Consider the following 13032-nt stretch of genomic DNA (forward strand, 5'->3'; position numbering starts at 1 on the left):
TTTGTCTGTAAATATTAATTTGAGTAATAAATACAATGCAAAACATATTTTATAGAGGTAACAAAATGTAAATAGATAGGTGATTTTACTAGCTTTCATGGGTACCCAATTGAGAAAATGGTTCTGCCTGCAATTAGCTCAATAGCGTATGTGGCTATCATCAAAACATACAATAATTTAAACACCCCATCAGTAATCCTTCCTACAAAAAGCCGATAAAGTAGCAAAAAAATGACAAGTACTCCTAAAACGTATGTTCCAAAATATATTGAATTGTAGCCCAACGCAGATAGGTATGTTGACTTTTGATCCTCAAACTTATTTTCATTCAAGATACTAAGCGCCAAATAGCCCACAAACCCAATTCTATATATGTAATAAGCAATAAACACATAAATAAGATATTTTAGCTTCATAAGACAACATTATATAATGGCTCTACTTGAATTCTTCAATCGCAATCATTCCTTAACTCTAATAGCCCAATTTCCCCCTTTAGGTAAGCCTCAATTTTATAGTAATCTATCCTTGCGCCACTGTTCCTAATCTCCGGAACTGTGGCTGTACCTCCATGTTCATTCACAAATTCACTCACCTTATCCTGAAAGCTCGACCAGAGATCATCTGCTGAATCAAATACTGCATTATATCCTCTAAGGATTTCTGATAAATTTGCAACAGCCTCATCTGACCCTGCCATTATTCTGTCTACGCCGGAGGTATATACTTCATAGCTTCCGTCGGGGTTTTGCTCTATGGCAAATTTCCGGTTACCCGCTACAGGATGCTGAAAGTCAGCAGGGCACTTGATAGTAGAAAACGTCCAGGAGGCAGGTTGATAGTCAGAGCAAATAACCGTACCATCATCTACGTTACCAAAAAAATTATACATATCAATCTGTATTATAGAGGCCAATGGACTCCCATGCCATAGCAGTTCCTCACCCGGCAGGTCCGGGTGTGGAGTAAATACCGATATATCCGAATTCACAAAGTCATTAATATTCCTGCGTATGTGGCTCAGTAGTTGTTCAGCGCTCATCCCGCCTGGTAGTTCATTTATTGTCACACCGTAGTGGTCCAGATTTACCTGAAAGCCACTGGCATCATTCAGGCTTTGGATCTCCCATGCAGTATAAGGCGCCAGCTTCTCCCATTTTGTCCTGTTCTGTTCCAGCGCTTGCAGCCTGTTTATCACCTCAGCAGGCATCTCCATAGTAGCTATTGCCTGGTAGTGTTCCAGGGCTTCACAGGGCAGGTCTATCAGCGCATCAGGATCATTTTCCAGCGTCAGGGCCAGTACTGCCGCCCTCAGTCCTTCAGGATTATATTCGGTATCCGGCTCAGGCTCACCCGGTGGGTCAGAGGTATCATCACCCGCACCACCTCCTCCATAGCCCCCCGCGTCAGGGTCTACGTAATCGTCACAGGCCCCGGAGAAGGTAGATATTATCCGGGGTCCCGAGCCACAATCTTCCCACAGGTTCGTAACATTAGGTATTAAGCTGGGGGCGGTAAAGTATATACACCCGTTACCAGGCCCTGGGACACTACCACCCCCGTCTCCACCTCCATCACCACCACCCGGGGCGGGATAGTCTCCATAGTCACCCCCTATTGGTTCCCCAAGGTCGTCATCTCACTGGCTGTTTGGCGTAACGGCATACACGCGTTTAGGAATACCCCTTTCATATACCATATTATGCTGCACCTTCCCATGCAGCCGCTGGGTAGTGACCGTTCCGCTAAAGGTATTGCCTCGTAGGTTTTTAGTATCATAAAGCCAATTCTGGGTGGGTTGGTAATGCCGCGTGTAGCCAGTTACCGGCTTGCCGGGAGCTATTTTCAGCACCAGGTCTGTCCACGTCAGGTTCCGTCTCAGGTTGTCTATATAAAGGTAGTACGTAATTTTATCTGACCCTGTCATTTGACCCTTTCTGATCTTATCAGAGGCTATAGGGCCATATTTTGTGAGCAGTAAGTTTTCACTTGTTAGTGTTTCCGGTCGCAGCTCCCTTAGCGCGTTGAGCAGGTGAGGCTCATTAGTTATATCCTCCACCGGCTTAAAGTAATCTTGCTGATATAGAGCAATTGGCCCTTTATCCTTTTCTGACTTGGCAGGGTTTATTACTTCATCCTGCTGGCAGCCCGCCAGCATAGCCAGTACTAGCCAGCAGCTAATTATCCTCCACATAGTTGGTTTTTGTAGCTTGGTTATATAGTATTAAGATTTTAATTTAGTGTAATTCAAATTACTAAAGGAAACCCTATTAAGATTTTTCCTATCCGGTTGGTAGAGCTTTAAAGTTTGTCTTTTGCCGTAGATGTGTGAAAAAAGAAAAACTAAAACACCGGAGGGAAACTCCAACGACCCTTCTGCTACGTCCGGCATTATACACCAAACACAGGCATGAGCCTCTTACTGACATATCCGCACCAAAATCGTTCGATAGCGTATCACACTGCGTATCACGCCCATTGAATGGAGCCCCCAATACATATGTTTCTCCTGGCAGATAATTGGCTCCTATACCTCTGGTACAAGCGAAAAGTACACCGGGTAAATTCAGCCTGGGTGGCCCGGTTCAGGGGGACTACCCAAAACAGTAAAGCCCCCTACTGTAGGCCATTTTGCCAGACTTACATATTAGCCACTCATTCAGCCATTCTATTACTGTAACCATTTTATAATTATTTGGCTGGTTTCTTCAGGTTTTTCCTGAGGGATCCAGTGTCCACAATCCAGCCTGACCACCTCTACATTCGGGGCGAAGTCTTTTAAGGTTTCAGACTTAGGGATTACATCACGGTCACCATATATCATTAAAGCCGGGTGCAGAATCATTGGTTTTACATCCCCTAACAGATGCCAGTTGCGGTCAAGGTTTCGGTACCAATTGATGCTGCCGGTAAACCCTGATGACTCGAAGGCAGAAACGAACACCGACAGCTCTCTCTCATTCATTAAAGGCTCACCGGGAGGTTCATCCGTTGTGGCAAGATCAATCATTACCATGCCCGGCCCCGGGGGTACAGGAGGGGTATTCTTACGAAACAGATTGCGCAGAAACCGGGCTGTGTTCTCCTCCAGTATGGCATCTGCCACACCGGGTTGCCTGTTAAAGTGTACGAAATAAAAGTCTTCGCCAAATACTTCTTCCATATACTCTATCCACGGCTTTTCTCCCCTTTCCTGGTAAGGCAAGGCCAGGTTTATCACTTTGCTAACGCGCTCAGGATGCAAAAGAGCAAGGTTCCATACCACATTTGCCCCCCAGTCATGCCCCACGAAAACAGCGTCCTGGTAGCCGTAATAGTCCAGCAGGGCAACCAGGTCACCCGTCAGATGTTCTATGTCATAATCTGTCACCTCCGCAGGGCAAGATGAGTTTCCATAGCCCCTTTGATTTGGCACGATCACATGGTAGCCCGCATGAACAAGTGCCGGGATCTGATGCCGCCACGAAAAGGCATGTTCGGGAAAACCATGACAGAGTACAATGGGCCTGCCTGCATTATGGCTGCCTGCTTCAAATACTTCCAGCTGAATGCCATTGACAGGAATGAGGGTGGGCTCAGGAAAAGCCATTACATCCGGCTGTGTTTCGCTTACGTTGGTCATCTTATTTATAGTTAATGAGACACAAACGTAAAGCCAGCCTGTGACAGCCCTATGTCAAGGGTAGGAAGGAATTAGTGGTATTTATCAAAATACTCCTGCAGCGTCATTTTATGGGGTGTGAAGGTTTCAGTGAGTACCTCTATGCCTTGAATCCTGTCTAACCGGAAAAAGCGAAACGCCTCGCGTAAACGGCACCTGGCAATCAGATACCAATTCTCCGAGCTTAACAGGGCAAATGGCTCTATCACCCTGCAGGTTTTAAATTGGTCCTTATTAATGTACTCTATACTTACCAGCTGGTGATTGGTAAGTGCAAACTGGATATCCGACAGGTTATTGCTGTTGCGCTCCTGATGGAGAACTTCATTATACTGAGTCCTCCCCGCAAGTATATTCGCTTTATCTTTGAGAGTATACCCCAGTATTGACTTTATTTTATCAATCGCTTCCGTATAATCTTTGACGAAAGAGGCATCTTTATTTTTCAACACTAACTGTTCTGCAAGGATCAGCGCATTGGCTTGCTTTTCTGTAAACATTACGGGCGGAATCTTATACCCCTCCATTAACCTATAGCCTTTTCCTTCTTCGGTCAGAATAGGGACCCCAGCGTTCTCTAATGCTTTAATGTCCCGGTAAATAGTCCTGGTGCTGACCTGGAATTTCCGGGATAATGCAGAAGCCGTGACAATTCTCTTTGTCTGTATTTGAATTAAAATCGCTGTTAAGCGGGATAGCCTGTTTACTTCAGAATATTCCATTATTTTATTCATTCCAATGGCCTACACCATTGAGCCAATTACCATATACGTGTGGTAAACCATCAGCCTGATCCAGGGATATCTTTAGACGGTTCATTACCTGCCCGGTACTTCCAGGCATCAGTTGGTACCGGAAGAATTACTATTCAATCTATTCTAACACCCTCACCTAATCAAGCATTCACCTTTCCACTACCAGGTTCTCCGCATACCTCAGTGCCGTGGCCAGCAGGTTCCTCCTGTTCTTAGCCTTTTCATTAAAAGAGTCTAACGTTTTCCTGTTCAATCTACGCCCTTTTATAAAAACGAAAGCAGGCCTTTCCAGGGCAGACAATGAAATAAGAGGGTTTTCCTGCGTTATCAGTAAATTAGCCACTTTCCCCGGTTCTATAGTCCCCATGTTATTCATGATAGCATGTGTCTGAGACGCATATACAGTAGCGGTTTTCAACACTTCATAGTTAGAAAGACCTGCTTCTTTATAGAATTGCAGCTCCCTGTGTACAGAGAACCCCGGGAGAGTAATACCAATACCCGCATCTGTACCGCACACTATATTTACCCCGGCCTCATGCAGCCGCCGTACAATGGTTATATGAAAATCATGCTGGCTTTTTATGCTGCTCACTACACCAGTATCCTTTTGCTTACTCCTAAACCAGCGTTTATATTCATTTTCACTATCCACTTTCCTGATCAGCGGATTCATATAGGCTAATGAATCCGAATCCAGTATACCATCATCAATCAGCATCTGATAGATATTATTAAACACAGTGATAGTAGGGCAATACCTGGTATGATCAGCCCGTGAGATCTCGTCAACAACAGCCTGCAGTTTGCCGCTGTCTAAATCAAACGCCAAAGGCTGCTGCACTATCTCCTCCACATGCTCGATAGACCTTATCTGAGGGTTCAAATGATACCCAAAGGGCACTCTCTGAGAAGGGTGCGCAACAATGTCGATTTCCGAAGCGCCCGCCTGTTCAATGACAGCATCAAAAAGCTCCTTATCCAGCCCGTAGTATGTTTTTATAAAATCGTAGCCTTTGTCCTTATAGGTGATCACTTTTTCTCTGGCTTCAGCCGGACTATTCACGTTCAGATTGTCGTCACCAATAAATTCGGTGCCCGTTAGTTTTGGACCTGTCGTAAAAAACATAGGAGACAGTATATCCTCCCTCATCACCTCTTCTTTGATCCTAAGGTGCATAGGCATGCCCCATAAGTTACGCACCGCAGTGACTCCGTTGGATAAGTAAAGACCCAGCTCATATTTGTCCCAAATATGAACGTGCATGTCTATCAGGCCCGGCACCATGTATTTGTTTTGTGCATCAAAAACCTCAACGCCACTGATGGCTATATTATCAGCAATTTTCTCAATGACCCCATTCCTTATGTACACCATTTTATTTTCTAAAACAGTGTCTGCATTCATCGGAATTACATTCACATGAGTTATAAGGCAGGAATTATCAAGTGAGGGCTCATTCTTATCAATATCCAGGTAGCTCGTCCCTGATGTATCAATCCAATGTATGACTATCACCGTTAGTAGCAGTATTCCAGTGAGTCCCAGGACAAATGTCAACAGGCCCTTAAGTATTCTCATCCATTTACTAATTGTTAAACAAGCAGGGGTGAATCTAGCAATAGATTGTACTTCCTGAAAGTATCATAAGCCACGTAAGGGTAAATTTACAGAGCCGCTAAAAGCCAGAGTCCGCCAATACCGGTAAGTCCTGCCTACGGTATTCATTCACTCGCTATTGCTGATAAGAAATTAAAGACCTGCCTTAGCGCATCTTCCCGGGCCACACGGTTCCCCTCTTCCGTGCCGCCAAAGCTGAAACTGTACTCCTTACCATCCACCATCATACGTCCATGTCTCATGGGTGAAGAGTTGTTAGGGTTAACAGATAGTAAATGGCCCGCATTATCATATTGAATGTTTTCAAGGGGAAAACCGAAAGAGCTGGCTCCGATTCTATTCGCTATCATATCACTCATCATTGCCGAAGGCCATACAGCATCCTTACGCCCGGAAAGCAGTAGTATAGGCCCGTTTATATTCTCCACAGGAATTGCAGCGCTACGCACAGTATTACTATCTGCCAGGGCCTTTCTCCAATAAGGTAAGGTCTCAATGATGTCCGTCTCACCACCCCTTAACTTAGCCATAGCGATATAGGGCACAGGCTTATTATTAAATGTCCAGCTTGGTTTGATCTCATCCGAGTTAAATGGAAGCACTGTATTTGACCAACTCACAGCCGAAGGGCTGTAAGCTATAACCCCATCAACTAATTCGGGATAGTAAGAAGCAACCAGCAGGGCAAGTTCGGCATTTCTTGAGGCGCCCATTACCACTACCTTATCCCGATTCACTTCGGGCTGCTCCTGTAACCAGCTAATGGCTTTTTCGAAATATTCCAGGGGAATTTCCTCCATACGTTCAGGCAGCCCTTCCATACGATAATAGGGTAGTGACAGACCTGCATAGTTGGCTTTTGCAAACTCCTGCCCCCAGTAATCACCCCAGTCACCTCCCCCTACTAGCACGATGGCAGGCCGGTTTTGTATCTCGTTTTTAGCGAACAGAGTCCCCTTAAAGCCTTTTTCGCTGACCTCCCTGGGCTTTACCCCATCAAACAATAGGCCATCCAAATAGAGGTAGCCTGCCACTAACAGGGCCATAAACGCTATGCCTCCAATGAATATTTTGGCTCCCATTCTCATGTTTATCAGGTTGTACCTAAGGCTCAATATACGAATCCATTACGCATGATTCAGGAAGAGTACATTGAAATTAGTGGTAACAATCGGGCTACATTTTGACGAGAATGTACTGGGGTTGGTATACAGAGATCATCAAGGGCCCAAAAGGCCGCCGTGACAATATCATATAGGCATAGTAAACTCAAATCCTGTCTTACCATTTTCTGACCAGGCGTCAATTTTGCCCTTATGGGCTTTGGCTATTTCTGAAGCAATATATAACCCTAGCCCCAACCCATTTGAATTATTTTCTGTGCTGTTTCCTTTGAAGGGTTTGAAAATATTCTCCAGTTTCGATTTACTGATATGATTAGAGGTGTTTACTACAGCTATAGAAAAGCTATCAGTACCCACTATAACAGTCACATCGATTGGTTCATTTGCTGCACCATGTTTAATAGCATTGCCCAATAAATTCGAAAACAACTGCCCGATCCTGCGTATATCACATGCAAACGGCTTGCTTATTGAAATATTGGGCTTAATCACGTGGGATTGATTAACTGCCTGATACTCTTTAATGATACCCTTTAGTTCCTCGTCTAACCCCCTGGGGTTGTTGGCTAGTTCTAAACTTATCCCTTCTCCTAATTCGGCTCTCGCAAAATCCAACAGATTATCTATAAGCTCCTGCATGCGGGAAGAAGAGGTCTTTATCGTTTTTATAGGCTTTAAAGCCTCCTCAGGAAGATCAAGCCTGTCCAGAAGATCCACACTTAATTTGGTGGCAGACAAAGGGTTTCTGAGATCATGCCCTAGTATGGCAATAAACGTTTCCCGGAGCCTGGCAATTTCCTTTTCTTCTATGAGGTTTTCCTTGGTCTTACGTAACCGTTCTGCAGAATCCAGATAAAATGAAATCAACTCTGTATATAGCTTAAATAGATCCGCTGTTTCCTTATTCTTCAAAGAAGCTGGCTCAGGATCAATAGCGCACAATGTGCCAAAAAACTCCCCGTTAGCTAGATATATAGGAAATGATATGTAGCTCTCAAAGCCATATTTTATAGGCGTTTTATGGGTGCAGTATGTGGCATCTTTTGAGACCTTATCGATGACAACAGGATTATGATGTTGTCTTATTTCATTACAAATAGTGGTTTGTAATTCTAATTCATCCCCTGGTTTCAATCCGAAATTGATTTCATCCTGGGAGATACACGTCACCCATTTTTCATCAGTGACTCTTGCTATAGCAGCAAATCGCATTCCTGTAGATTTACAAATAACGTTTAGCATTAAAGGCATAGACGGAATTTGCAGGATATGCTCTATATCTTTTTGTATTTCAGGGTCTGAATGCTCCATCTTACCATGGTTTTGCTTCCAAAATATCATAATCAGCCCCATAAGCAAATCAGACAGGCTCATTTGTGGTGCCCTTCAGGCAGAAGGCGGACCATGGTAACCCTTGAAAGAAGGTTAGTAAAAGGTCTGACCTTATTTTATCCTCCTTAAGGATATACCTCGCTACAGGGCCCTCCCAATTTCCCGCGACCTGGGTAAGGAAATAATGCCATGTCCCTGCTGACTTTATGCCCCGATAAAAGCCGATCAGGCAACAGGGCCATGCGCCAGTCCCTTTTGGTTGATCTTAATTCATTATTTCACCATTGGATAACACCACCTCGATATCCCGGCTGTGGCGAATGTCTTCTAATGGATTCCCATTTAGCAGGATCAGGTCTGCCTCTTTACGGCCAAAAATTTCGAATTTCAAAATTTAGTATCAATTTCAACATCCCTGACGAGGCTATTTAAGAGATTATCAAAAGCCTCGTTTGGGGTTTTATTACCTGAAAGGCTAGAAACCATATTTCCTATGTGAAAACGACAATAAACTCCCCTTCTAGGATTATATAGCCCAGCATACTCCCAATTACTTTGGTTGCTAACCTGCCTTAAAGCCAAATAAAGAAAAAGCTGTTTAAAGTCACTAGATTTAAAATTTCTAGTGACAGTTTTTATTTCAAATAATGTGGTGCCAATTGACAAATCTGCCTCCAGCTTTGGGATAAATCCAAAACCTTTTATCTCAGGCTTGAACTCAACTTTATCGCCGCTAAATTTATTGAGAAATTCTAAAATATTTTCAGTGATTTTTTTAACATCATCCTCTTCATCATTACTCAAAATCACGTCAATGCCACTATCGCCTTCAGACCTCCAAATTAATTTCACAACTTTTCTTAAAATAAGTCTCATTTTATCAATATCAGTCAAGAATTCCTCAACCTTACATTCATTTCTATATATCTCTGCTGAGATATTAAAAGCCACCTCTGATACTAAATCATATCTTAACTCACCTGATTTCAGAATAGAATTAGTATTAATTTTAATAACTTGAGTTTCATTATAAACCCTGATAAAATTAGGAGTTAATAGCGGGAAATTTGACTTCCAAACAGCACTGAATTTTTCAGCAATATCCCTTTCATTAATCATACCAAAACTTGTTTATTTTTCTGTTTCCTTTCCTTAAACCAGTCCCTTACTATTATTTCTTCCTCACCAAAAGATTTTTTATTATGTTCTCTCCAATGTCTTCCCTCATCTGCAAGAAAATAAGATGAATATATTACAGCCCGTCTTTCCCAAGTTGTAAGAGTATTAAACTGATTTTTAACATCTACTAGCCAATAGTGGCAATCCCAATTAGTCATTGCAACAATTATTTGACGCCTTAATAGGTGACTTGTTTCACTTTCAAATAGCTCAATAAAGAGGGATTCCTTTTCTGAAGAATATTTAAGAGACAAAATTTGAATTATATAATTCAAATTTAATTCTATCTTAGTTAGATAACTCTCATTTATAAACAATTCAATCAAGCTATTATCAATTAAATCTTGGACATATTCCTCAAGTCCCTCGTATATACTGCGAACAGCCCTCATAATAGTTGTAAAAACCGGAGATAAAGTTATTAAGTTACTATGGTCCAAAAGGATTCGTAGTGCTTGTAATTGATCATTTTTTGAGAGGGCTTTAATAGCACTAATTGCTTGCTTAGTTACTGTTTGGTCAATTCTGGTTTTGTTTACTTCTTTAGAAAGGATACCTATAATATCAATTTCTCGAATTGCATTTTTCAATTCCTCATAATCTTCAACTGCAGAGGCAGAATAAGGGTCGAATCTAATTGAAATATTCAAAAGCTTTTGTTCATCTTCCAGTCCCGTTTCATCAACTGGACTAGGATCAAGGAAGTTATGAATATCAATAAACTCGGCTGAATTTAATATTTTGGTTTTACCCTTTTGAAGTCCAAGCTGATCATTGGATAGCTTTTCAGATAATAATATTAAAACTTTATAAGCTTCTGATTCACTTTTACAAAAAATTGTATAATCATCGGCATATCTGCAAAAAACAATACGTCTTGAGAATAAATGAAAATCGGCATGATTCAATGCTAATTCAGCTAATAGTCTAGAAGCTGGCCCCCCAACTGGAAGTCCGTATGAAATTGTTCTAGAAAAGTGACTGAGTAATTTAATTATCTTTTTAGGCGTATCGCTAGATGGGTCAAGTCTTTTTAGTTCATTTTCCAACTTATGATGATTAACCCTCGGGTAGAAATTAGAGATGTCAGTCTGTAATACAAATGAGTGAGATTTCGCATGCTCAACGCATTGCCTTTTATAATCAATCCAATTAGAATCTTTAAAAAGGGCGCCTTTCTCCTTATTCCATTCAAATCTATAGGAAAAAACAATTTTTTCCTCTTCCTTTAATCTAGAGCTTTCAATTTTTTCGGCCATTGAAATTACAAGGCCTAAAAAATACGCATTCCAAAACGGTTCTATCAGAGTTGCTTTCCTAAACCCATAATACCCTACCTGACTCAATTTGACCAACGTTAGGGGTGGTGACTGATTTATGGCTTTATCAAAATCAGCATGATATGAACCTAATAATTTCAATACCTCGTCATACATCTCTTCAAATAAGTACCTTTCAAAAGGGAAAGGAAAAATATCTGTATCCCCAAATTGGATAATATTTTGCAGTGCCTTTTCAAAATTTGATTTCATAGTATTCTGAATCTTTTTGTACGATTTGTTGCAACTCTTTTTTATAGTTGTAGAAAACCATTAGGTAGTATATAAGGTATCAAAATTAGTCATTCTGATACCTTTATGAAAAATTTCAACAAGTGATCATAGAACCCACTAATCTTTTACCAATAAAAAAAATACTTCTCATTGCCTATATGTGGGTGTTTTACATCCGGAGAATACAAGCACTGAAAGGCTTGCTCCAGGAGATAGACACGGAATATTAACAGCTATTACCCTTAAGGTAGCCATAGCTATCATGCTAAACAGTAATTCCCCTCCTGTGGGAGAGGCCCGGCTTTCAGTGGTCCGACACTCGGTGGTCCGACACTCGGTGGTCCGGCTTTCTGCATCCTGTATTCGGGTGGTACAATATTAATGTCTCAGGCAGTCCCTCACTTTTTATCCCTAGCCTCATTAAAGCTCCTGTAAGTAAGCTTTCTCCATACCCACTCCAAAGGCCCCTGCTCAAACCTGCTCATCCATAACCAGCTTAGTCCTATCTGTATAAACCAAATGATGACTACAACCCCCAATAGCTCCACCCTGGAAAACTGATTGTACTTCCCTAAGCCATACCCATAGAATAGCAGCCCTAACAAGATATTCTGGAAGATATAATTAGAAAGAGCCGCTCTACCCACTTTAGAGATCATGTCCAACCGGGAAGAAACAAGAAATTTCTGATACAGCCCATTTAGGGTCAGTACATAGCCTACACCTAGTATTTCTTTAGGGAAGGTGAAAAGCCAGCCTTTCCAGACATCCGTTACTGGCTCAAAATATTCATACGTCCAATGATAATACCTTACATAATTAATGATCAAGCCAATACCTAGTACCGCCAGAGATATGGCCCAGTAGTGCTTCCAATGGTGATAATCATGAAATATACCGGACCGGTAAAGCACTATGCCCAGGATCATAACAATCAATGAAGGGAATAACAGGCTCTGATAATAAACCAGCCCTTTGTGTACACTCGCATGATCATATGTTTCCATTACCCCGGTCAAATACGTTTCCTTTTTAGCCTCCACCCGGGTAGTGTCAGGCTCTTTTTGACGGGTGCGGCTTTCCCAAAAACTAATCTTCTTAAGGTCTGCGCCTGTCCGTTCAGCTACCGGGATATTGATTGCTGCTCTGTAATCCCTTTGCCATTTATTCACTTTTTGAGTTTGCTCGTAAGACCCGCCTAGCTGCAGCACGCATAAGAAGCCCACAATTATCAGTAAGCTCGTAGTCTTAAAGGACCTGAACGGAAACAGCAAGAAACCGCATAGGGCATAATGATATAAAACATCACCATCCCAGATAAAATAAGCATGAATAACCCCGATAACGAATAGCCAGAGTAGCCTCCGGGCATAAATATCCATGGCGCGAAGCCCTAACTGCTTTTTCTCTAGCCGTTCAAGAAAAATGTAAAAACCCACGCCAAATAACAGCGCAAACATGGTGTAAAACTTCCCCTGAGTTAGGAAGTAGACCCAAAACCGGGTGGAATAGTCTATGGCTCCTTCGTAACCGTACTTCCAGGGACTCCACGGGTTGGGGTAAGCGAAGTTTTCACTATTGATAAACAGAATCCCAAGGATGGCTATTCCCCTCAGGAAGTCCAGAGAGCGGATTCTGCCGGCAGATTCAGTTGCTTTTATTGATGTGGCCATGTAAATAGTTGCGGTACCTGTATTAGCGTATCATAGCCCTAATTCGGTAAATTAATGCCATTTAACTATTTTTACACGCCAAATAAACACGAATTCCGGTCAGAACAGCAGCCGATGAACAGCGAACACCTCCG

11 protein-coding genes are annotated in these 13032 nt (G+C 42.2%); all 11 read right to left on the reverse strand.

Annotation, left to right across the window (positions count from 1 at the left end; translation table 11 throughout):
* Window positions 1–451 precede the first annotated feature (451 nt).
* Window positions 452–1216 carry a hypothetical protein gene (locus AB9P05_RS04875; RefSeq protein ID WP_371907684.1) on the reverse strand — a complete coding sequence of 255 codons (765 nt, stop codon included), beginning with the start codon at window positions 1214–1216 and terminating at the stop codon, window positions 452–454.
* Window positions 1217–1639: 423 nt separating this feature from the next.
* Window positions 1640–2194 (reverse strand): hypothetical protein, encoded by a 555-nt coding sequence (locus AB9P05_RS04880; protein ID WP_371907685.1) that lies wholly within the window; start codon window positions 2192–2194, stop codon window positions 1640–1642.
* Window positions 2195–2671: 477 nt separating this feature from the next.
* Window positions 2672–3622 carry an alpha/beta fold hydrolase gene (locus AB9P05_RS04885; RefSeq protein ID WP_371907686.1) on the reverse strand — a complete coding sequence of 317 codons (951 nt, stop codon included), beginning with the start codon at window positions 3620–3622 and terminating at the stop codon, window positions 2672–2674.
* 71 nt (window positions 3623–3693) lie between these two features.
* Window positions 3694–4383: a helix-turn-helix transcriptional regulator gene (locus AB9P05_RS04890; protein ID WP_371907687.1), complete on the reverse strand. Its 690-nt coding sequence runs from the start codon at window positions 4381–4383 to the stop codon at window positions 3694–3696.
* A gap of 181 nt (window positions 4384–4564) precedes the next feature.
* Complete coding sequence (locus AB9P05_RS04895; protein WP_371907688.1) at window positions 4565–5998, reverse strand: amidohydrolase family protein; 1434 nt, start codon at window positions 5996–5998, stop codon at window positions 4565–4567.
* 143 nt (window positions 5999–6141) lie between these two features.
* Window positions 6142–7119: an acyl-CoA thioester hydrolase/BAAT C-terminal domain-containing protein gene (locus AB9P05_RS04900; protein WP_371907689.1), complete on the reverse strand. Its 978-nt coding sequence runs from the start codon at window positions 7117–7119 to the stop codon at window positions 6142–6144.
* A 168-nt stretch (window positions 7120–7287) separates the two neighbouring features.
* On the reverse strand, window positions 7288–8472 hold the full coding sequence (locus tag AB9P05_RS04905) for an ATP-binding protein (RefSeq protein ID WP_371907690.1): 1185 nt from the start codon (window positions 8470–8472) through the stop codon (window positions 7288–7290).
* Window positions 8473–8758: 286 nt separating this feature from the next.
* Complete coding sequence (locus AB9P05_RS04910) at window positions 8759–8884, reverse strand: hypothetical protein (RefSeq protein ID WP_371907691.1); 126 nt, start codon at window positions 8882–8884, stop codon at window positions 8759–8761.
* Complete coding sequence (locus tag AB9P05_RS04915) at window positions 8881–9612, reverse strand: hypothetical protein (protein WP_371907692.1); 732 nt, start codon at window positions 9610–9612, stop codon at window positions 8881–8883. Before AB9P05_RS04915 ends, AB9P05_RS04910 begins: the two co-directional genes overlap by 4 nt.
* Window positions 9609–11204: an RNA-directed DNA polymerase gene (locus tag AB9P05_RS04920; RefSeq protein ID WP_371907693.1), complete on the reverse strand. Its 1596-nt coding sequence runs from the start codon at window positions 11202–11204 to the stop codon at window positions 9609–9611. Before AB9P05_RS04920 ends, AB9P05_RS04915 begins: the two co-directional genes overlap by 4 nt.
* Window positions 11205–11623: 419 nt before the next feature.
* Entirely contained in the window at window positions 11624–12898 is a 1275-nt protein-coding gene (locus tag AB9P05_RS04925; RefSeq protein WP_371907694.1) for a DUF418 domain-containing protein, read from the reverse strand.
* Window positions 12899–13032: the final 134 nt, after the last annotated feature.

Source organism: Roseivirga sp. BDSF3-8 (assembly GCF_041449215.1).
In the GTDB taxonomy this organism is placed as follows: Bacteria; Bacteroidota; Bacteroidia; order Cytophagales; family Cyclobacteriaceae; genus JBGNFV01.